The organism is Actinomadura formosensis NBRC 14204 (assembly GCF_001552155.1).
GTDB classification, from domain to species: Bacteria; Actinomycetota; Actinomycetes; order Streptosporangiales; family Streptosporangiaceae; genus Spirillospora; species Spirillospora formosensis.
In genome coordinates, this window is sequence record NZ_BCQQ01000075.1 from 14,396 (window position 1) to 34,997 (window position 20,602).

17 protein-coding genes and 2 pseudogenes are annotated in these 20,602 nt (G+C 70.9%); 7 read left to right on the top strand and 12 right to left on the bottom strand.

All coding sequences use genetic code 11. The features are described from left to right. Positions 1–81: 81 nt before the first annotated feature. A complete protein-coding gene (gene ilvD / locus AF1_RS19830) occupies positions 82–1,944 on the top strand; it encodes a dihydroxy-acid dehydratase (RefSeq protein ID WP_067801184.1) in 1,863 nt (620 codons plus the stop codon). A 95-nt stretch (positions 1,945–2,039) separates the two neighbouring features. Continuing rightward, complete coding sequence (locus tag AF1_RS19835; RefSeq protein WP_067801189.1) at positions 2,040–2,396, top strand: DUF1330 domain-containing protein; 357 nt, start codon at positions 2,040–2,042, stop codon at positions 2,394–2,396. Here the strand turns inward: AF1_RS19835 and AF1_RS19840 are convergent. Next, positions 2,393–2,608, bottom strand: coding sequence for an FmdB family zinc ribbon protein (locus AF1_RS19840; RefSeq protein WP_067801192.1), 216 nt, complete (start codon positions 2,606–2,608; stop codon positions 2,393–2,395). The two genes, AF1_RS19835 and AF1_RS19840, sit on opposite strands and share 4 nt — an antisense overlap. A 24-nt stretch (positions 2,609–2,632) precedes the next feature. Next, entirely contained in the window at positions 2,633–3,142 is a 510-nt protein-coding gene (locus AF1_RS19845; RefSeq protein ID WP_067801195.1) for an HNH endonuclease, read from the bottom strand. A gap of 272 nt (positions 3,143–3,414) precedes the next feature. On the opposite strand from AF1_RS19845, the gene AF1_RS19850 reads away from it, so the two are divergent. Beyond that, positions 3,415–5,553: a prolyl oligopeptidase family serine peptidase gene (locus AF1_RS19850; protein WP_084263137.1), complete on the top strand. Its 2,139-nt coding sequence runs from the start codon at positions 3,415–3,417 to the stop codon at positions 5,551–5,553. On the opposite strand, the gene AF1_RS19855 is transcribed toward AF1_RS19850, so the two are convergent. Beyond that, positions 5,529–6,128, bottom strand: a complete 600-nt coding sequence (locus AF1_RS19855) for a GNAT family N-acetyltransferase (protein ID WP_067801197.1) — start codon at positions 6,126–6,128, stop codon at positions 5,529–5,531. The genes AF1_RS19850 and AF1_RS19855 overlap by 25 nt on opposite strands. A 6-nt stretch (positions 6,129–6,134) precedes the next feature. Further along, positions 6,135–7,739, bottom strand: a complete 1,605-nt coding sequence (locus AF1_RS19860) for an XRE family transcriptional regulator (protein WP_242608673.1) — start codon at positions 7,737–7,739, stop codon at positions 6,135–6,137. A gap of 421 nt (positions 7,740–8,160) precedes the next feature. Between AF1_RS19860 and AF1_RS19865 the strand changes: the two genes are divergently transcribed. The 4 genes and pseudogenes from AF1_RS19865 to AF1_RS19880 all read left to right on the top strand — a co-directional run bounded on the left by AF1_RS19865 (position 8,161) and on the right by AF1_RS19880 (position 11,833). Then, on the top strand, positions 8,161–8,460 hold the full coding sequence (locus AF1_RS19865) for a hypothetical protein (protein WP_067801231.1): 300 nt from the start codon (positions 8,161–8,163) through the stop codon (positions 8,458–8,460). Positions 8,461–8,752: 292 nt separating this feature from the next. Further along, positions 8,753–9,796 (top strand): mechanosensitive ion channel family protein, encoded by a 1,044-nt coding sequence (locus tag AF1_RS19870; RefSeq protein ID WP_084263138.1) that lies wholly within the window; start codon positions 8,753–8,755, stop codon positions 9,794–9,796. A gap of 49 nt (positions 9,797–9,845) precedes the next feature. Next, positions 9,846–10,223 (top strand): annotated as a pseudogene (locus AF1_RS19875) (globin); the annotation flags it as partial. A gap of 38 nt (positions 10,224–10,261) precedes the next feature. Beyond that, positions 10,262–11,833, top strand: a complete 1,572-nt coding sequence (locus AF1_RS19880) for a glycoside hydrolase family 13 protein (RefSeq protein WP_067801205.1) — start codon at positions 10,262–10,264, stop codon at positions 11,831–11,833. A gap of 81 nt (positions 11,834–11,914) precedes the next feature. Here AF1_RS19880 and AF1_RS19885 read toward each other — a convergent pair whose 3' ends face one another. The 8 genes and pseudogenes from AF1_RS19885 to AF1_RS35250 all read right to left on the bottom strand — a co-directional run. Then, a complete protein-coding gene (locus AF1_RS19885; RefSeq protein WP_242608674.1) occupies positions 11,915–13,309 on the bottom strand; it encodes a S28 family serine protease in 1,395 nt (464 codons plus the stop codon). A gap of 180 nt (positions 13,310–13,489) precedes the next feature. After that, positions 13,490–13,921: an acyl-CoA thioesterase gene (locus AF1_RS19890; RefSeq protein ID WP_067801211.1), complete on the bottom strand. Its 432-nt coding sequence runs from the start codon at positions 13,919–13,921 to the stop codon at positions 13,490–13,492. Between the two features lie 39 nt (positions 13,922–13,960). After that, positions 13,961–14,206: a hypothetical protein gene (locus AF1_RS19895; RefSeq protein ID WP_131732453.1), complete on the bottom strand. Its 246-nt coding sequence runs from the start codon at positions 14,204–14,206 to the stop codon at positions 13,961–13,963. Positions 14,207–14,366: 160 nt separating this feature from the next. Further along, positions 14,367–16,031 carry an energy-dependent translational throttle protein EttA gene (gene ettA, locus AF1_RS19900; RefSeq protein ID WP_067801217.1) on the bottom strand — a complete coding sequence of 555 codons (1,665 nt, stop codon included), beginning with the start codon at positions 16,029–16,031 and terminating at the stop codon, positions 14,367–14,369. 62 nt (positions 16,032–16,093) lie between these two features. Next, complete coding sequence (locus tag AF1_RS19905; RefSeq protein WP_067801220.1) at positions 16,094–17,383, bottom strand: sensor domain-containing diguanylate cyclase; 1,290 nt, start codon at positions 17,381–17,383, stop codon at positions 16,094–16,096. Between the two features lie 347 nt (positions 17,384–17,730). Further along, positions 17,731–18,195, bottom strand: a complete 465-nt coding sequence (locus AF1_RS19910) for a single-stranded DNA-binding protein (RefSeq protein ID WP_084263140.1) — start codon at positions 18,193–18,195, stop codon at positions 17,731–17,733. Between the two features lie 83 nt (positions 18,196–18,278). Then, the gene (locus tag AF1_RS19915) at positions 18,279–19,991 is read right to left on the bottom strand and encodes a P-loop NTPase family protein (RefSeq protein ID WP_067801223.1); all 1,713 of its coding nucleotides are present in this window, start codon (positions 19,989–19,991) and stop codon (positions 18,279–18,281) included. Continuing rightward, positions 19,988–20,602 (bottom strand): annotated as a pseudogene (locus tag AF1_RS35250) (AAA family ATPase); the annotation flags it as partial. The pseudogene AF1_RS35250 and the gene AF1_RS19915, both read right to left, overlap by 4 nt.

Consider the following 20,602-nt stretch of genomic DNA (forward strand, 5'->3'; position numbering starts at 1 on the left):
GCAGCGTCGCGATCCGCCGCTGCGAACGACGCTCCCGGAACAACTCGCCGGCACGGCATGTCACAGGTTGGAGAGGTCTCGATGCCACCGCTCAGGTCACGCACGGTCACGCACGGCAGGAACATGGCGGGCGCCCGCGCGCTCATGCGGGCCAGCGGCGTCGAACGCGAGGACTTCGGCAAGCCGATCGTCGCGGTGGCCAACAGCTTCACCCAGTTCGTGCCCGGCCACGTCCACCTGAACGAGGTCGGCAAGGTCGTCGCCGGCGCGGTCCGCGAGGCGGGCGGCGTGCCCCGCGAGTTCAACACGATCGCCGTGGACGACGGCATCGCGATGGGCCACGACGGGATGCTGTACTCGCTGCCGTCCCGCGAGGTGATCGCCGACGCGATCGAGTACATGGTGAACGCGCACTGCGCCGACGCCCTGGTCTGCGTCTCCAACTGCGACAAGATCACCCCGGGGATGATGCTGGCCGCGCTGCGCCTCAACATCCCGGCCGTGTTCGTCTCCGGCGGCCCGATGGAGGCCGGCAAGCCCGTCGAGGGCGTGATGGGCGGCAACAAGCTCGACCTGATCGACCCGATCATCGCGTCCGCGGACGGGTCCGTCGCCGACGACACGCTGCTGGCGATGGAGGAGAGCGCCTGCCCGACCTGCGGGTCCTGCTCCGGCATGTTCACCGCCAACTCGATGAACTGCCTCACCGAGGCGATCGGGCTGGCGCTGCCGGGCAACGGCACCGTCCTCGCCACCCACACCGCCCGCCGCCGCCTCTACGAGGACGCCGGCCGCACCGTCGTCGAGATCGCCAAGAGGTACTACGAGGGCGACGACGAGTCCGTCCTGCCGCTGAACATCGCCACCCGCGACGCGTTCGAGAACGCCATGGTGCTGGACATCGCCATGGGCGGTTCCACGAACACGATCCTGCACCTGCTCGCCGCCGCGACCGAGGGCGGCGTCGACTTCGGCCTCGCCGACATCGACGCGCTGTCCCGCCGCGTCCCGTGCGTCTGCAAGCTGGCCCCGGCGACCGGCAAGTACCACGTCGAGGACTGCCACCGCGCCGGCGGCATCCCCGCCCTGCTCGGCGAACTGAACCGGGCCGGGCTGCTGAACAGCTCCGCCCACTCGATCCACTCGGCGTCCCTGGACGAGTTCGTCGCCAAGTGGGACATCCGCTCCCCCGGCGTCCTGCCCGAGGCCGTGGAACTGTTCCACGCGGCGCCGGGCGGCGTCCGCAGCACCTCCGCGTTCTCGCAGAGCGCCCGCTGGGAGGAACTCGACCTCGACCGCGAGAACGGCTGCATCCGCTCCGCCGAGCACGCCTACACCGCCGACGGCGGCCTCGCCGTCCTGCGCGGCAACATCGCCCCCGACGGCGCGATCGTCAAGACCGCCGGGGTCGAGGAGGAGCTGTGGACCTTCACCGGCCCCGCCGTCGTGTTCGAGTCGCAGGACGACGCCGTCGAGGGCATCCTCAGCGGCAAGGTCAAGGCGGGTGACGTCGTCGTGATCCGCTACGAGGGCCCGAAGGGCGGCCCCGGCATGCAGGAGATGCTGTACCCGACGAGCTTCCTCAAGGGCCGCGGGCTCGGCAAGGCGTGCGCGCTGATCACCGACGGCCGGTTCTCCGGCGGGACGTCCGGGCTGTCCATCGGGCACGCCTCTCCCGAGGCCGCGAGCGGCGGCATCATCGCGCTCGTCGAGGACGGCGACCGCGTCGTGATCGACATCCCGAACCGGCTGCTGGAGCTGGACGTCCCGGCCGACGAGCTGGGGATCCGCCGGGAGAAGCTGCTCGCCGACCTCGGCGGCTACCGCCCCCGCGACCGGCACCGCCCCGTCAGCGCCGCACTGCGCGCCTACGCGGCGATGGCCACCTCCGCCTCCACCGGCGCCGCCCGCGACGTGTCGCAGCTCGACCGCCTCAACGGCTGAGCATTACCCGGCGGGTAATCGCCTTCGTTCTCACTCCGCACGAGAGTGGTGGGTGCAGGGCCGCCCTGCACCCACACCTGCCGAAGGAGCCCGCGATGACCGCCTACGCCCTCGCCCACCTGCACCCGCAGCCGCCCCTGCACGACGACGTCTTCACCTACATCGAGCGCATCCAGGACACGATGGACCCGTTCGGCGGCCGTTTCCTCGTCCACGGAACGACCCCCGAGGTCATCGAGGGGCCGGTGGACGGCGGCTACGTCCTGATCGAGTTCCCCGACATGGAAAAGGCCCGCGCCTGGTACGAGTCGGACGCCTACCGGGCGATCCTGCCCATGCGCACCGACAACATGGAGGGCACCGCCGTCCTCCTGCAAGGCGTCCCCACGAGCTACGACGCCGCCGCGACCGGCCGCGCCATGCGCACGGCCCAGGAGGCTCAGACCGGCTAGGAGCAGCAACCCCCGCCGCAGCAGCCGCCGCCGGCGGGCTTCGGCGGAGGCGCCGTGGCGCGGGACGTGCCGGTGACGGCGATCGTGGACAGCAGTTTGACCGTGTCGTCGTGGCCCTCCGGGCACGGGGCCGGATCGGATGCGTTGATCATCGGGCGGGAGACCTCGAAGGTCGACCCGCACGCGCGGCAGCGGTAGTCATAACGAGGCACGTCACCAGGATACGGGGTCGCCGATCACGCCGCGGGTTCGGTGACGTAGGCGGCCCACTGGGGATCGCCGTCGTGGACGAGGCCGATGAGACGCCAGTGCGCCCCGCGCGGGACGGCGGGCGTGACGCTGAGCGTCCAGCCCAGCTCGGACAGGAGACGGTCGGCCTTGCTGTGGTTGCAGGTCATGCAGGAGGCGACGCAGTTCTCCCACACGTGCTTGCCGCCCCGGCTGCGCGGATGGACGTGGTCGATGGTCTCGGCGCGGCGCCCGCAGTAGACGCAGCGGAAGTTGTCGCGGCGCATCAGGGCCGCGCGGGTCAGCGGGACCCGGGTCCGGAACGGGATGCGGACGTAGCGGCGCAGCCGGATGACGGACGGCACCTCGATCGTCATCGTGGCCGAATGCAGCTCGGCGCCGGAGGTGTCATGGTGGACGATCTCCGCCTTCTCCCGGAGCACGAGGCAGACCGCCCGCCGCAGCGGCAGCGTGGTGAGTGGTTCGTACGTCGCGTTCAGGAGGAGGACCTGCCGCATCAGACGGCCTCCACCGGGTTCTGCCGGTCGTTCGCCTCGGCGGGCGCGGCCGACCGCGCCTCGAACCGAGGCCCGAGTATTGTCTCCGGTTCCTGCGCACTCGCCATGAGGACCTCCCCAGGGGCGAACCGACCCACCTCAGTGTGGCGTCTGAGGAGCGCGTCCGCTACCCCAATATTCCCCCATCGGAGGCCGGATCGAACGCGACCGCGCGTTCGGGCGGGTCGGAATGTACGGGACAGGCAGGGCGGCGGGGCCAATACAGTGCATCCATGACGCCGTACCCGCCCGCGCCGCGCCAGGACATCGTCGAGACCATCCACGGACACCGGGTCGCGGACCCGTACCGCTGGCTTGAGGACGCCGACGGCGACGAGACCAAAGAGTGGCTCGCCACCCAGGACACGCTTTTCCACAAGGCCGTGGACGCGCTGCCCGGGCGGGACGTCCTGCGCGAGCGCCTCGGCGAACTGCTCGGCGCGGGCAGCGTCGGCTCCCCCGTGTGGCGGGGTGAACGGCGGTTCTTCACCCGCCGCGCCGCCGACCAGGAGCATCCCGTCCTCTACACGGCCGGCCCGGACGGCACCGAACGCGTCCTGATCGACCCCATGGCCCTCGACCCCGGCGGGACGACCACGCTCGACGGCTGGCAGCCCGACAAGGAGGGACGCCTCCTGGCGTACAAGATCTCGACCGGCGGGGACGAGGAGTCGCTGCTCTACATCATGGACGTCGCGACGGGCGAGCGCGTCGAGGGGCCGATCGACCGGGTGCGGTACTCGTCGGTGGCGTGGCTGCCCGGAGGTGAGGCGTACTACTACGCGCGCCGGCTGCCCGCCCGGGACGTCCCGGAGGGCGAGGAGCAGTACCACCGGCGCGTCTACCTGCACAAGGTCGGCAGCGAGCCCGACACCGACGACGTGCTGATCTTCGGCGAGGGGCTGGACAAGACCAACTACTACGGGGTCGGGGTCAGCCGGGACGGGCGCTGGCTGACGATCTCCTCCTCGCAGGGCACGGCGCCGCGCAACGACCTGTGGCTGGCCGACCTGTCCGCCTCCTCGCCCGAGGCACCCGACCTGCGCGCCGTCCAGGAGGGTGTGGACGCCGGTACCGGCCTGCACGTGGGACGCGACGGCCGCGCCTACGTCTTCACCGACCGCGACGCGCCCCGATCCCGCCTGTGCGTCGCCGACCCCTCCGACCTGTCCTACGACCGGTGGCGGGACCTCATTCCGGAAGACCCCGAGGCCGTCCTCACCGACTTCGCGATCCTGGACGCCCTGGACCGCCCCATCCTGCTGGCGGGCTGGACGCGGCACGCGATCAGCGAGATCACCGTCCACGACCTGGAGACCGGCGAACGTGTCGGAACCGTCCCCACCCCCGGGCTCGGCTCGATCGGCGGGATCATCGAGCGGCCCGAGGGCGGGCACGAGGCGTGGTTCGGCTACACCGACAACGTCACGCCGTCCTCGGTGATGCGCTACGACGCGCGCACCGGCGAGACGACGCTGTGGGCGTCGGCTCCGGGCACGGTCTCCGTCCCCGAGATCGAGACACGCCAGATCACCTACACCTCGCGGGACGGAACCGAGGTGCGGATGCTGGTCGCGTCCCGTCCCGGCCTGTCCGGGCCGCGCCCCACGGTCCTGTACGGGTACGGCGGCTTCAACGTCTCGCTCACGCCGTCCTACTCGGCGAGCATCCTGGCCTGGGTGGAGGCGGGCGGCGTCTACGCGGTCGCGAACCTGCGCGGCGGGTCCGAGGAGGGCGAGGAATGGCACCGCGCGGGCATGCGGGAACACAAGCAGAACGTGTTCGACGACTTCCACGCCGCCGCCGAGAAACTGATCGCGGACGGTCTGACGACCCCCGCCCGGCTCGCGATCTCCGGCGGCTCCAACGGCGGCCTGCTCGTGGGCGCGGCGCTGACCCAGCGTCCCGACCTGTACGCGGCGGTGGTGTGCTCGGCTCCGCTGCTGGACATGGTCCGCTATGAGAAGTTCGGCCTGGGCCAGACCTGGAACGACGAGTACGGCACCGCCTCCGACCCCGAGGAGTTCGGCTGGCTCATCGGCTACTCCCCGTACCACCACGTCCACCCCGGCACCGCCTACCCGGCCGTCCTGTTCACCACGTTCGGCAGCGACACCCGTGTGGACCCCCTGCACGCCCGCAAGCTCTGCGCCGCTCTCCAGCACGCGACGGCGTCCGACGCGCCGATCCTCCTGCGCAACGAGGCGGAGGTGGGCCACGCGGCCCGCTCGGTGAGCCGCTCGGTCGACCTGATGGCCGACACCCTCACCTTCATGGCCGCCCGGACCGGCCTGACCTTCGGCTCTTCGGCGGAGGAGGCCGCGGTGGGGGCACCGCGGCCGGCGGGTCAGGGCAGGGACTTTTCCAGGTAGACGTTGACTATGCCGCCTATGGTCTCGCGGCGGGTCTCCGTCCAGCCGAACTTGCGGTAGAGGGCCAGGGCGGGGGTCTGGAGTTCGGTGGTGTCCGCGCGGAGGACGCGGTAACCGTATTCGGCGGCGCGTTCCTCCAGGGCTTGGACCAGGGCGGCTCCGTAGCCGCGGCGCTGGACGGCGGGCAGGACGCGCAGGCGCACCATCTCCACGGCGTCCAGGGCGGAGGGTTCGGGAGTGTAGGCGCCGAAGGCGCGGGCGTGGCCGCCCGGGATGAGGTCGGCGCGGCGCAGGCCGCCCATCGCGACGATCCGGTCGCCGAGTTCGCCGACGAGGAACTCCCCGTCGTTGCGGAGGTAGATGTCCTCCATGCGGAAGAAGTCGTGGTCGTAGTAGACGCCGTCGCCCGGGCGCAGGCCGACCTGTGCGAGGCCCTCGCGGTGCAGGGCCAGGACGGTGGCGTGGTCGGCAGCGCGGTAGCGGCGGAGCCAGAGGTCCCCGAACCGCCATATCGGGGGTTCGGCCTGGACGCGGACGAGGTGGCTCTGCCAGGAGGCGCTGTCGGGCGGACCCATGCCGGGTCAGACCTGCTCGGCCGGGGGCATGGGGGCGGGGCTCGTCACCGAGGGGCCTGCGAGCGCCTCGTAGAACTCTTTCAGCGCCGGGATCTCGCCGTGCTTGGCCGCGACGGCCGCGCCGATCTGGCGGGCGCGGTGCACGAGGATGTCGGAGCGGTGGTCGGCCGGCAGGTCGAGGATGGCCTCCTGGCCGGCCGCCAGCGCGGCGTCCGGGTGGCCGGCGTGCAGTTTGCACATCGCACGGTCGAGGCGCACCAGGGTCAGGTCGACGCGGTCGGTGGGCGAGTAGAGGGTGAGGGCGTGGCTGAGCACCTCGTCACCGTGCTTGTGGTCGCCGAGGTTGGTGAAGGTGTCGCCCTCGTAGAAGGCCATCTGCCGGTCGGTGAACCCGAACACCAGGTCACTGGTATCGGCCTTGGACAGCTGGTCGAACACCGAACGGCCGCGGACGAGCGCGCGGCGGGCGCTGGGGGCGGCGTCGCCGCGTCCGCGCAGCGCGAGCATGCCGAGCGCACGCGCCTCCACGGCGGGTGCCATGGCGGCGGCGACGCCGGGGGTCCGGCCGGCGAGGTCCTGGGCCTTGCGGGCCAGGTGCAGCGCCTCGCGCGGGTCGCCGTAGTACATCGGCACCAGCGACTCGCGGACGGTCACCCAGGCGCGCAACTGCCGGTCTCCGGTCTCGTCGGCGGCGGTGCGCGCGGTGCGGAAGAACGAGCGGGCCAGCCGGTGGTCGCCAAGATTGATCATGATCAGCCCGGACAGCCCGGCCAGTTGCGCCGCGATCCGGCACAGCCGCTCCTGCAACTCGACCGGCTGCCGCTTGTCGCACATGCGCCGCACCTCGCTGAAGTCCAGCAGGACGTCGCAGAGCATCCGGAGGGACGGGGTCGCCTGGTACTGCCGGCCGTAGCCGTAGGTCGTCTCCTCCCACTGGTCGAGCATGGTCGGCGAGACGGTCGCGCCGACGAGCGTGTCGTCCATCTTGCGGCGCAGGCCGTCGACGGCCCCGAGGAACTGACCGTCGAGCGCCACGCCCGCCCCGGCCAGAAGTTGCAGAAGGGTCCTACGAAGCACGATGTCCTCCTCACCCACGTCAATGGTCAGGGGGCCGTCGGCACGGGCGGGGCCCCGTGCGTCGTTCACGGTCGCCCAGGGACGCTCCTCGGCCCTGGGCACGATCGCCCCGACGAGCGCGTCGGGGTCGGGCGCCGGACGCCGATCCGCGGCGCGCGGCTGGGGGACGCCGGGGGCGCCCGTACGGCCCGCGTGACCGCGGCCGCAGATGCAGGGCCCCTGGTAGTCGAGCGCGTCGGGCTCCACCCAGTACACGGCGCAGAGGTAGTGCAGGTACTCGGGACCGGGTCTTTTGTACCCGCTCTCATAGGCGGACAGCAGCGTCTCCCCGAGCCGGGGCGGCGGCTTGCCGTCGACCTCGTAGAGGGCCCGGACCTGCGCCACGATGTCGGACAGCGCGACCCCGTGGGCAAGGCGGTGCGCCTTGATCCGGCTGGTGCCGAATAACGGCCCGCACTGCTCATGGATGTCCTGCGCGATCCGGACCGGCCCGTGACCTCGCGCAAGGCCGTGCGCACGGATGCGGCGAGCCACGTCCGTTTCTTTCGGGGGGGGATCCGACATCGACTCCGGCCTCCTCATCGTCGTGCCGGGACGCCGTGCCCTGAGGGGAAGAGCGGCCGGCCGTCCCTGCCACGGCGACCGGTCACTGGTTGGCCACGACAGATAATCTCTCGCGCACGCAGCGTAACCCTCGTCACAGTGGCCGCCAAGCGGTTTCGGCGAAGAGGGGCCGACGGGGCGGTCTCCCGCCCCTCACGGGTAGAGATTTTTCCCCCGGGGGAGAGACCCCTTCCTCTGAGGTGGGGCAATCCGGTACCGCGCGGGCCGGACGGGCCCTTGACTCACCAGTGTGAGAATTGCAATTCTCGCTGGGAGTGACCGGACGGATTCAGAGAGTCGATCATATCGGTCGGCACATGGTCGGTGCTCGCTCATGGAGGGGGTGGTGAAGGTGGCCAGCGACAGACGCGTCAGCCACCTGGAGGAGCTGGAGCACGAACTCGACACGCAGGGGCTCGTCGCCCGCGTCGTCCGGACCCGCTCGGGCCCGGCCTTCTTGCGGGTCGTCAACCCGGAGGCCGCGAGCCTCGCGGAGGACGTCACCTGCGCGCCGGCCCCCGAGGGCAAGGACCACTACTTCTGGTGGTCGTGGGGGGAGCGCATGCACCGCGTGGACGACGTCGGCGGCGCCGCCATGAAGCTGGCGCACGTCCTGCAGCCGCTCGGTCGCGAGGCGGGCGGCCACCACTGAACACGACACCTCCTCGATCGAGCACCACCGCACCGGGCTCTTCCTGAGACCGGCGTCCGTCCTGCGGACGCCTCCTCGGCCGGGCGTGTCCCGCGGGCCGTGGCCGGAACGGCGTGGCAGCCGCGGGCCGCGGGGCACGTTCGCCGGACCATCCTCTCCCCCACCGGTCAGCGTCATCTCACCCGGGTGCCGTACGAACCGGTCCGAGCCGTCCCTTACGATCAGGCTCGTACCCGCCGCGAGTCCACTGTGAGGCGGCAAGGCAGCACAATGGCCGGGGAGGGGCTGCACCATGTCACTGGCCGCGTCGTCGATCGCCGCGTCGCTCACCACGTCCACCACGGCACTCGCCGACAGCCCGCTGCTGCCCTGGGCCGAGAAGGGCACCCCCGAGCTGGCCTGCAAGGACCAGACACCGACCACCGCGTGCCGGCTCGTGTGGAACGTCTCGCACAACACCGGCTTCACCGGGTTCTTCGCGACATGGCTCGACAAGCCCCTCACCACCCTCCTGTGGATCATCATCACCTTCGTGGTCGCGCTGATCGTGAAGAACATCGCGCACCGGATGATCACCAAGGTCACCCTGCGGATGGCCGAGGGGACGATGTCGGAGCGGGCCCGGGAACGGTCCCGGACGATCTTCGAGGGCAGCCCCGTCCTGCTGAACAAGCGGCGGGCCCAGCGCGCGCAGACGCTCGGCTCGGTGCTGCGCTCGATCGCGTCCGTCCTGATCATGGGGACGGCCCTGTTCAGCATCCTCGGGTCGCTCGGCCTCAACCTCGCCCCCATCCTGGCCAGCGCGAGCGTCATCGGCGTCGCGGTCGGCTTCGGCGCGCAGAACATCGTCAAGGACCTCCTCGCCGGGCTGTTCATGCTGCTGGAGGACCAGTACGGCGTCGGCGACCTCATCGACGTGGGCAGCGCGAAGGGGACGGTCGAGGCCGTCACGCTGCGGGTCACCCGGATGCGGGACGTCAACGGCATCGTCTGGTACGTCCCGAACGGCGAGATCAAGAAGGTCGGGAACGAGTCGCAGAACTGGGGCCGCGCCGTCCTCGACATCCCCGTCGACATCCGCGAGGACACCGAGAAGGTCAAGGAGATCCTGCAGACCACCGCCGACGAGATGGCCGCGGACTCGCCGTGGCAGGACCTCGTCCTGGAGAAGCCGTCGGTGTGGGGCGTGCAGGCCCTCGCCGGTGACGCCATCGTGATCCGCATGGTGCTGAAGACCGCACCGGGCAAGCAGGGCGACGTCGCCCGCGAGCTGCGCGAACGCGTCAAGCGCGCGTTCGACGATGCGGGCGTCATGGTGGCCACCCCGGCGCCGTAACCGATCAAGGTGGGGATCGGGGGGCATCTCACATAGGGTGGGGAGCGCTATGGCTGAACAGGTGACGTTCTACGAGGCGGTCGGCGGCGAGGAGACCTTTCGCCGGCTGGTGCACCGCTTCTACCGGGGTGTCGCGAGCGACCCCGAGCTTCGTGCCATGTACCCCGAGGAGGATCTCGGGCCCGCCGAGGAGCGGCTGCGGCTGTTCCTGATCCAGTACTGGGGCGGCCCGAACACCTACAGTCAGCGGCGCGGCCATCCGCGGCTGCGGATGCGGCACGTGCCGTTCGTCATCGGCGAGGCCGAGCGGGACGCGTGGCTGCGGCACATGCGGGTCGCGGTGGAGGAACTGGAGCTGCCCGAGCCGCTGGAGAAGCAGCTCTGGGACTATCTCACGATGGCGGCGCGCAGCCTGGTGAACTCCCCCACGTGACCGGCGCGGGGTAATCGGGTAGATCGGCGTGTATGACGCGAATCCCGTGGTGGCGCCACGCCGTCGTGTACGAGGTCTACGTCCGCAGCTTCGCCGACTCCGACGGCGACGGTGAGGGCGACCTCCAGGGGATCCGGTCCCGGCTCGGCCACCTGCGCGACCTCGGCGTGGACGCGCTGTGGCTCACCCCCTTCTACACGTCCCCGCTGGCGGACGGCGGCTACGACGTGGCCGACTACCGCGACGTGGACCCGCGCTTCGGCACGCTTCACGACTTCGACGCCCTGGTGGCGGACGCGCACGCGCACGGGTTGCGGCTGATCATCGATATCGTCCCGAACCACTCGTCCGACCGGCATCCCTGGTTCCGGGAGGCGTTGGCCGCGCCGCCCGGGTCACCTGCGCGGTCGCGTTACATTTTCCGCCCTGGACGGCCAGGGGAACGTCCCGGCGAGATACAGCCCCCGAACGACTGGCCGTCGGCGTTCGGCGGCCCGGCCTGGACGCGGGTGGACGACGGCGAGTGGTACCTGCATCTGTACGCGCGCGAGCAGCCGGACTTCAACTGGCGCAACCCGGAGGTCCGTTCCGAGTTCGAGGAGATCCTGCGGTTCTGGCTCGACCGCGGCGTGGACGGGTTCCGCATCGACGTGGCCGCCGGCCTGGTCAAGGACGAATCGCTCCGCGACCTCAACGGGCGGGACAGCCGCGCCCTGAACGGCCCCGTCTACAGCCGTCCCGAAGTCCACGACGTGTACCGCGGCTGGCGCCGGATCCTGGACGAGTACGACGGCGACCGCATGGCCATAGGCGAGGTGTGGACGGACGGCCCGGAAGACCTCGCGCTCTATCTGCGTCCCGACGAACTGCACCAGGTGTTCCAGTTCGACCTGCAACTGGCTCCGTGGTCGGCGGCGGCATTCCGCGAGGTGATAGACGCCGCGTTGAAGGCCGTCGCGCCCACCGGCACCGCACCCACATGGGTGCTGTCCAGTCACGACTCGATCCGCCACGTGACCCGGTATGAGCGGCCGGAGAGCGTCCCTGGGATCGGACATGCGCGGGCCAAGGCGGCGCTGCTGCTGCTCTTGGCGCTCCCAGGATCGGCCTACCTGTACCAGGGTGAGGAACTCGGCCTGCCCGAGGTGACGGACCTGCCGGACGAGGCCCGGCAGGACCCGATCTTCGAGCGCACGAACGGGGAACTCGCCGGACGGGACGGCTGCCGCGTCCCGCTGCCCTGGTCGGGCGACACCGAACCGTACGGGTTCTCCCCGGGCGGTGTCCGGCCGTGGCTGCCGATGCCGGCGCGGTGGGCGCCGATGACCGCGCAGGCGCAGGCGTCCGACCCGTCCTCCATGCTGACGTGGTATCGCGACGCGCTGGCGCTGCGCCGCCGCCTCCTGGACGACCTGCCGGAGGACATCGACTGGCTCGACTCCCCCGGCACGGCGCTCTGCTTTCGGCGCGGCCCGCTCATATGCGCGCTGAACTGCGGCGAGAACCCGGTGCGCCTCCCGCCCGGCACCCCGCTGCTGACCAGCACGCCGCTCTACGGCGACCTGCTCCCCGGCAACTCCGCCGCCTGGCTCACGCCCTCCTGAGACGCTCACGCGGTGCGCCGGTGCGGGCCAGGGGTCGGGACGCGCACCGGCACACCGCGGGCATTCGGCGGCGGTCTCCGGCTACAGCGGCGGACGCTGGAGCTGGAGCGGGTCGTCGGCGCGCGGAGCCTGCTTGAGGGCCTGCACGCCGGCCTCGACGTCCGCCCAGCGCCGGACGTCCGCCATCGCCTTGGCCTGCTCGTCCGCGGGCAGCCTGGCGATGAGGCGGGCGCTGTGGTTCATGCCGGGCGCCACGTAGACGGCCGAGTCACGGGCGCCCTTGCCGAGGCGGAACGGCTCGGCGCCCCACGGGTCGTTCGCACCGTAGAGGAACAGCATGTGGTTCGAGTTCTGGCGGACCCAGCCGTCGATGTCGCGCATGGCACGGCCGCGGTCGAACCGCATCGGGATGTCACGCGGGACGTAGGTGCGCGGCTGGTAGCTGCTCTCGTAGCGCAGCAGCGGCCGCAGGTGCTTGAACTTGGGCGACGGCCAGCCGAGCTGGGTGCCCGCCTGGTAGTAGTACGGGATGTACGGCTCAAGCCCCTGGTCGCTGTAGAAGGACAGCCCGGAGACGGTGTCGAGCGACTCGTAGAGCGCGTCGTCGGAGGCGTCCACCGGCGGCAGGGACGCGCAGTCGGACTGCAGGCTGTACTGCCAGAAGCCCCACTCGTAGTCCATCACCGAGTTCTCGAACGCGCGGTCCTGCGTACGGAGGATGGTGAACGTGAGGCCCTGCCTGTCCGCGGCGGCCTTGAAGCGCTTGAGCATCTCGGGGCGGCGTTCGAGGAACTTGCGCGCGAGCGCCTTGAGGTGCGCGCGGCATCCGGGGTCGCTGCCGACCGTCTTGAAGAACTTGTCGTAGGCGATGTCGTCGTTGTTGTCGACGTCGTTGGGCGCGACGTACACGACGCTGCCGTCCACGTCGTGCGGGTAGAAGCGCTTGTGGTAGACGGCCGTCATGCCGCCCTTGCTCGCGCCCGTCGAGATCCACTTGCCCTGGTAGATGGTCTTGAGTGCGCCGATGAGGCGGTGCTCGTCGGTGGCGGCCTGCCAGATCGTGTCCTTCTTCCAGTCCGCCGGCTCGGGACGGGACGGGGTGAAGTACCGGTACTCGACCGAGATCTGGTTGCCGTCGACCAGTGCCGTCGGCTCGGAGGTGAACATCACTTCCGGCGTGTGGTAGCCGCTGGTGTAGAGCACCATGGGCTTGTCCGCCGACTTGTGCTGCAGCATGACGCGCTGCTCGAACCACTGCCCCCCGGGGTTGCGGTGGTCGACGGGCTGCCGGTATTCGAGCCAGAACCAGCGGGTGCCGGGAATCTTCGAGGTCTTCTCCGTCACCTGCATTCCGGGAATCGCCTTGAGCTGGGCGAGAATGTCGCCCGCCTCGGCCGCACCCGCCCGCGCGGTGACCGCCGCCTGCGCCGCGGTGGCGCCGGCTCCGGTCATTCCCGCGGCGAGCAGCAGTGCCATCGCTCCTCGTGAGACGCGCCGCATTGTGCCCCTTTCACGTGGGTTCTCCACATTCGCGTCGCGACACTAGAGGAAAAGGGGGCGGAAAGCGGATTGCTGTCGCGCTTGTTACCTATCCGTGACGGCTCGGCTGTCGCCGGGCTGATCAGGACGGGGCACCGTTTACCCCGGCGAGCGCCGTCATGCGGTGGGCGCCACGTAACGCCCGATGAACTCCCGCTCCTCCGGGGTGAAGCGCCGCAGCCGGTTCGACTCGACGTCGAACGCGACGAGCGTCGAGGTCGCCTCCGCGTACACGTTCTCGTCGTCCCGCACCTCGTAGGCCAGCTTGAACGAGGCCGCGCGGGCCTCGGTCACCCACGTCTCCACGCGGATCGGGTAGACGGTCGGCAGCAGCGGCAGCCGGTAGTCGATCTCGTGCCGCGCGATCACCATGCCGCGGACGGGCTTCTCGCCCTTGCGCACCGGGTCGCCGTGGAACATCTCCAGCCGCGCGTCCTCCAGGTAGCCGAGGAACTTGACGTTGTTCACATGGCCCTGGGAGTCGATGTCACCGAACCGGATGTTGAACTCGTAGACGTGCCGGTACTCGGCCGGAGGCATCCGCTGCATGTCCTCGCCCGGGGTTTGGGAACAGGGGTCGGCCCGATGTTACCCGTCGCGGAAGGCGCCCGGTGGGAGGCCGGCGGCGGCGGTCCTGAGCAGGGCGACGAACTCCGCCAGGCAGGTGATGCACTGGGCGGCGTGGCGGCTCGACTCCTGGATCTGCGTGTCGCTGAGGACCCCGTCCGCGGGGACGGTCTCCCGGACGTGCGTGCACCGATCCTTCCCCGTCCGCCCGAGGGCGGGGGGACGCGGCGGCGACTCCCGCCGGCCTGCACTGATACGGCAAGTCAAGATCGAAACAGAATGGAAACTCTCGAAACAGACAACCATTCAAAATCGCCACGAACCAAATTCGGCTCGCTCGCGTCAGGGGTGCGCGAAATACGCGCGTGCTCAGCGCGACGGCCGCGTGATCGGCGGGATCACGCGGCCGTCGGGGAAGCGGGGGCGGTCAGTCGCGGGTGAGCTTGCGGTGGGTCACCCGGTGCGGACGGGCGGCCTCGGCGCCGAGACGCTCGATCTTGTTCTTCTCGTAGTCGGCGAAGTTGCCCTCGAACCAGAACCAGTTCGAGCCCTCCTCCCACGCGAGGATGTGAGTGGCGATGCGGTCCAGGAACCACCGGTCGTGCGAGGTGATCACGGCGCAGCCGGGGAATTCGAGGAGCGCGTTCTCCAGGCTGGACAGGGTGTCGGTGTCCAGGTCGTTGGTCGGCTCGTCCAGCAGGAGGACGTTGCCGCCCTGCTTGAGGGTCAGCGCCAGGTTGAGGCGGTTGCGCTCACCGCCCGACAGGACGCCCGCAGGCTTCTGCTGGTCGGGGCCCTTGAAACCGAACGCCGCGACGTAGGCGCGGGACGGCATCTCGACCTGGCCGACATTGATGTGGTCGAGACCGTCCGAGACGACCTCCCACACCGTCTTCTTGGGGTCGATGCCACCGCGGCTCTGGTCGACATAGGAGACCTTGACGGTCTCGCCGAGGCGCAGTTCGCCCGCGTCCGGCTGCTCCTCCCCGACGATCATGCGGAAGAGCGTGGTCTTGCCGACGCCGTTCGGGCCGATGATGCCGACGATGCCGTTCGGGGGCAGGTTGAACGACAGGTCGTCCATCAGGAGGCGGTCGTCGAACCCCTTCGTGAGCTTGTCGGCGACGATCACCGTGTTGCCGAGGCGCGGGCCCGGCGGGATCTGGATCTCCTCGAAGTCGAGCTTGCGGTGCTTGGCGGCCTCGGCGGCCATCTCCTCATACCGCTCCAGACGGGCCTTGCTCTTGGTCTGCCGCGCCTTGGGGTTGGACCGCACCCACTCCAGTTCGTCCTGGAGTCGCTTCTTGCGCTTGGCGTCCTTGTTGCCCTCGACCTTGAGCCGGTCGGCCTTCTTCTCCAGGTAGGTGGAGTAGTTGCCCTCATAGGGGTAGCAGCGGCCCCGGTCGAGCTCCAGGATCCAGGTGGCGACGTTGTCGAGGAAGTACCGGTCGTGGGTGACGGCCAGGACGGTGCCCTCGTACTTGGCCAGGAACTGCTCCAGCCACTGCACGCTCTCCGCGTCCAGGTGGTTGGTGGGCTCGTCCAGCAGCAGCAGGTCGGGGGCTTCGAGCAGGAGCTTGCACAGCGCGACGCGGCGGCGCTCACCACCCGACAGCTTCGTCACCTCGGCGTCCGGCGGCGGGCAGCGCAGCGCGTCCATCGCCTGTTCGAGCTGGCTGTCGAGGTCCCACCCGTTGCGGTGGTCGAGCTGCTCCTGGAGCTTGCCCATCTCCTCCATCAGCTCGTCGGAGTAGTCCGTCGCCATCTTCTCGGCGATCTCGTTGAACCGGTCGAGCATCGCCTTGGTCTCGGCGACACCCTCCTGCACGTTCCCGAGGACGTCCTTCTCCTCGTTCAGCGGGGGCTCCTGCTGGAGCATGCCGACGGTGAAGCCCGGCATGAGGCGCGCGTCGCCGTTGGAGGGCTGTTCCAGACCGGCCATCATCCGCAGCAGCGTCGACTTACCGGTGCCGTTCGGCCCCAGGACGCCGATCTTCGCGCCCGGAAGGAAATGCAGGGTGACGTCGTCCAGGACGACCTTGTCGCCATGTGCCTTGCGCACACGCTGCATCGTGTAGATGTACTCGGCCATGCCTTAAGACTAGGGGGTCCGCGAGGCTGTTTTTCGCGTCGCCCCAGCCCGGCCCGCCGGTTTCAGGCGCCGGACGCCGCGGGACCGTCCAGAGCGGGGAGGCACACCCGGTCACGGCCGGACGACTTGGCGCGGTACAGAGCCAGGTCGGCGGCGGCCAAGAGCTCAAGAAGGTCCTGGCCGTGGGTGCGGAACAGGGCGACCCCAACGGAGACCGTGACCGTGACCGTGCCCTCCTCCGTGGGGACGGCCAGCCTGCGGACACGGCCGCGCAGGCGTTCGGCCACCCGGCACGCCTCCACCGTGTCGGCACCCGGCAGCAGGACGACGAACTCCTCCCCGCCGAACCTCCCCACCACGTCGTAGTCGCGGAGCTGGTGGCAGAGGGTGCTGGCCACCCCGACCAGGACCTGGTCGCCGATCAGGTGGCCGTGGGTGTCGTTCACGCGCTTGAAGTGGTCGATGTCGATCAGCAGCAGGGCCACGGCGCCGTGGCCGCGCTGGGCCCTCGACAACTCGGTGTCGGCCTCCCGCTGCCAGGCCGCGGCGTTCAGGAGGCCCGTCTTGGCGTCCGTCCGGGCGGCGGCCTGGAGCTGCTGGTACATCAGGCTGCGCTGCAGGAGCACCACGGGGGGCAGCGCGAGGAGCAGGAGACCGAGGGACAGCGCACTGGTGATCGCCACGAGGACGCCCACGCAGAGTTCCACCACGTCCAGCAGCAGGCTTTCCCGGGTCCACAGGACGTCCCGCCACCGGCTCTCGGGGTTCGCCGCGTGGGCCGCCACGGCGACCAGCGCCGCGTTCACCACGGTGAACAGGGCCGCGCAGCCCAAGGCGGCGGGGATGCCCGGATAGGCCTCGACGACCCAACGCGGCGCCCCCTCCAGCGGATCGGGCACCACCAGATGGAACACCACGGACGCGCACGCGCCGGCGATGCCCAGTGCCGCGGCGACCAGCGCCCGCCGGTAGGCCAGCGTGCGGCGCACCCGGAACTGCAGCAGCGCCTGAAGCGGCACCGGGATCAGCAGGGCGTACACCGGCGGCAGCAGCAGCGCCACCGGCAGCCACCAGGCCGACAGCAGGTCGCGGGCGACACCGGCGGGCATGCCCAGCCGCCGGGTCGCCTCGATGCACACCGCCCCGCACGCCAGCAGGGCCGCGAACGTCATCAGGTCATCGCCCCGGAACGGGGTCGTCAGCAACCCCGCCACGGTGAGCCCCAGATGAACGGCCACGACCACCGGCACATAGACCACGAGCAGGGACGGACGCCCCCATCGCGCCCGGCGACCCGGCCTGCCGGCCAGCTCCCCACCACGGTCCTCGGCGGACGACTGCACAGCCGTCATCCTTCCCCCTTACGCGCCTCACGATGTGTAACACGATAGTTGCAACGCGTGCGGAACGGACGTGAAACGGGTACCTTCGGGACGGCACATGCCGGCGACCGACCGGTCACCGGCATCGGGACCGCGAAATCGCGGTGCTCAGCACGTCCGCGGGGGAATCCGAGGGGGAATCGCCATGCGCGCCGTCTCCTGGATCTGACCGGAGCGTACGCCCCTGACCGCCCCGCCCCTGACGGCGGGGGCGCCGACCGCCACCGGCCCGCCGGCCGCAACCCGCCGAACCGGCCTCGCCGGGACGCCGCGGGCGGCCGGCACTCCGCCGATATCGCGGCATCGGCGGTGCCGGGTCAGGCGGCCTTGGGCTCCTCCTCTTCCGCCGGAGCCGTCAGGGCCCACTGGTCGGCGGTTTCACGGGCCAGCCTGCGGTCTTCGTCGGTGAGGGGGCCGCTGCGCTGGGCGGGGCGGAAGTCGACGGTGCCGCGGTTCAGGTCGGGCCCCACCGTCGTGGCCTCGACCTCGGCGGAGAAGCGCCACTGGTCGTCGCGCTCGTACTGGCGGACGCGCAGGCGGCCCGTGACCAGGACGGGGGTGCCCCGCTGGAGTTCGGAGGCGTTGACGTTGTCCGCGAGGTGCCGCCAGCAGTTGACGGTCACGAACAGTGACTCGTCGTCCTGCCACTGGTTGGTCTGCCGGTCGAAACGGCGGGGCGTGCAGCCGACCCTCAACGACAGGAAGGGCGTTCCGTTGGCGGTTACGGCGTAGCGGGGCTCCGCGGCGACCCAGCCGGTGATGGTGACATGTGCCTCGTTCACTGCGACCTCCATCGTCTCGCTTACGCGTCAACGGTGGCGCGGCGCGGGCGGGCGGCGAAGGTCTTCGTGGAACTGTGGATAACTCAGCGGCCCAGAGCCACGTCCACGTCCTGGCGGAAGCGGGCGTAGACCTCCAGGTCGTCCTCGATGGGCTCGATGACCTTCTCGAACGCGACGCGTTCGATGCCCTGGCGCATGTGATGTTCCATCTTGTCGCCGTGTTTGGCGGACGACAGCGCGACCAGGTTGCGGCAGGCGGATGCCGTGAGCCACCCCATCCCGAGCGTGCACACCACGAGGACGGCCACGTACGGGATCAGGCCGGCCTGCCCGATGAGGCCGCTCCGGTCCTCGCCGTCGGCGCCCAGCAGGCCGTAGGCGACGAGGAAGCCGATCCACACGACGCTGAGGACGGCCACCAGGACGAGGAAGTACTGCCAGGTCTTGACCAGCCACCACCAGCGCGGCACCGCGTTGAACGCGGGCAGCGCCCCCTTCAGCGACTCGCCGAGCGCCTCGGGGATCTCGGTCGCGTGGGAGCGGGCCGCCGCGCGCACGGACCGCCCCCAGTGGGCCGGCAGTTCGGTGGCCACTCCCCCGGTGACGGCCTGCAGCGCGTTGTCGACGTCGCCCTGCTGGGCGCCGACCGGGCCGGTGAAGGCGCCCCGGAGTTCCTCGCGCAGTTCGGTGAGGCGCATCCGGCGCAGGGGGTCCGACCGCAGCCGGGCGATCATGGCGGCGACGGGCCAGCCGACGAAGTCGGCGGCGCGCAGCTCGTAGGCGCTCTCCATGGCCTCGGCGACGGCCGGCGCGCCGGCGGCGTCCGTCAGGGCCTGGATCAGCTCGGCGCGGCGGTTCTCCTCGACGGTGGTGGGCGGCTCGGCGTCGAAGCGGTAGGCGGTGAAACGCTCGGCGACCCGGTCGACGTCGGCGGAGAGGCGCTGGGCACGGGCGCGGCGGGCGGCGACGGTGTCGATGAGGACCTCGCGGAAGCCGTGGACGCCGTCCTCGGCCACCGCGGACGCCGTCACGATCCGCGGGTCGGCGAGGCCCTCGGCCTCCAGGAGGCGGCGCAGGTCGGCGACGCAGTCCTCGATCTCGTGCGGGGCGAGCCGGTCGACCTGGTTGAGGACGATCAGGGTGACGCCGGTGTGCCGGGCGAACGGGACGATGTAGTTGCGGTGCAGGGCCGCGTCGGCGTACTTCTGCGGGTCGACGACCCAGACGAGCAGGTCGGCGATGGCGACGAACCGGTCGACCTCGGCACGGTGCACGGCCTGGATGGAGTCGTGGTCGGGCAGGTCGATCAGGACGAGGCCCTGCAGGCCGGCGTCGCCCCGCTCCAGGTCGAGGGCGCTGGCACGGGCGTAGCGGTGCTGCTTGTCGACGTCGAGCCAGTCGAGCAGCGGCCCGGCACCGTCCAGCCCCCAGACGCAGGAGTGCGCCTTGGACGTCATCGGGCGGCGCAGCCCGGTGGGTGACAGCTCCAGCCCGCAGATGGCGTTGAACAGGGACGACTTGCCGCTGCCGGTGCCGCCGGCGAGGGTGACGACGGTGTGCTCACCGGACAGCCGCAGCCGCTGCCCGGCCCGGTCGAGCAGCACGCCGGCCTCCTCCAGGACGGGCTGGTCGAGCCGCCCGACGCCGGCCCGGACGAGCCGTTCGAGGCCGCCCAGCCGGTCGACCAGCCCGGGCGGGCCGGCGGACGCCGCGGCGGGCGCGGACCCGTTCGCGCCGAGGGACGGAACGCCGCCGGTTCCCGCCGGCGAGTTCGCGGGGAGGGCCGAGGTGGTCATCGGGCAACCTCAAGGTTGTAGGTGGCCTGGTACAGCTGTACGGGGACGGTCTCGTCGGGGATGCCCGCGGAGTCGAGCACCTGCCCGAACCGGATGGCCTCCTCATCGAACAGCATCCCGATGCGGCTGCGCAGGTCGGCGCGGGCCTTGGCGCCCATGCCGCGCAGCGACTCGGCGCCGAACAGCGCCTTGAGCAGCCGCTGCGGGACGGCGCTGTTGCCGCCCTCGACCGCGACGTCGGACGTGCCGTAGCCGAGCAGGCCGATCATCAGGACGAGCGAGACCGCCTCGGTGTCGAAGGAGACCAGCTTCGCGACCGAGCGCTTGGTGACGCCCTCGGTGCGGATCAGCTCCTGGACGTGGTCCTGCCAGGAGCTGACGGCCCGGGTGACGCGGCGCGACAACTCCGGGGAGACGTGCGCGAGGTCGCCCTCCATCCCGGCGAGGACCTGGGCCCCGGCCGGGTGGGCGCGCCAGCGCTCCAGGACCTGTTCGGCACCGTGCTCCGCGGACGCCATGATCAGTGATTCGAGCCCGCTGCGCAGCGCCGCCTTGAGCGCGCGCACCCGGGCCGGGCTGCGGCGGGCGGCCCGCCGGCTCGCGGCGCGGCC

Coding starts and splice junctions, on each gene's coding strand:
- ilvD (WP_067801184.1), top strand. CDS start 82: ATGCCACCGCTCAGGTCACGCACGGTCACGCACGGCAGGAACATGGCG.
- AF1_RS19835 (WP_067801189.1), top strand. CDS start 2,040: ATGACCGCCTACGCCCTCGCCCACCTGCACCCGCAGCCGCCCCTGCAC.
- AF1_RS19845 (WP_067801195.1), bottom strand. CDS start 3,142: ATGCGGCAGGTCCTCCTCCTGAACGCGACGTACGAACCACTCACCACG.
- AF1_RS19850 (WP_084263137.1), top strand. CDS start 3,415: ATGACGCCGTACCCGCCCGCGCCGCGCCAGGACATCGTCGAGACCATC.
- AF1_RS19855 (WP_067801197.1), bottom strand. CDS start 6,128: ATGGGTCCGCCCGACAGCGCCTCCTGGCAGAGCCACCTCGTCCGCGTC.
- AF1_RS19870 (WP_084263138.1), top strand. CDS start 8,753: ATGTCACTGGCCGCGTCGTCGATCGCCGCGTCGCTCACCACGTCCACC.
- AF1_RS19880 (WP_067801205.1), top strand. CDS start 10,262: ATGACGCGAATCCCGTGGTGGCGCCACGCCGTCGTGTACGAGGTCTAC.
- AF1_RS19885 (WP_242608674.1), bottom strand. CDS start 13,309: ATGGCACTGCTGCTCGCCGCGGGAATGACCGGAGCCGGCGCCACCGCG.
- AF1_RS19890 (WP_067801211.1), bottom strand. CDS start 13,921: ATGCAGCGGATGCCTCCGGCCGAGTACCGGCACGTCTACGAGTTCAAC.
- ettA (WP_067801217.1), bottom strand. CDS start 16,031: ATGGCCGAGTACATCTACACGATGCAGCGTGTGCGCAAGGCACATGGC.
- AF1_RS19905 (WP_067801220.1), bottom strand. CDS start 17,383: ATGACGGCTGTGCAGTCGTCCGCCGAGGACCGTGGTGGGGAGCTGGCC.
- AF1_RS19915 (WP_067801223.1), bottom strand. CDS start 19,991: ATGACCACCTCGGCCCTCCCCGCGAACTCGCCGGCGGGAACCGGCGGC.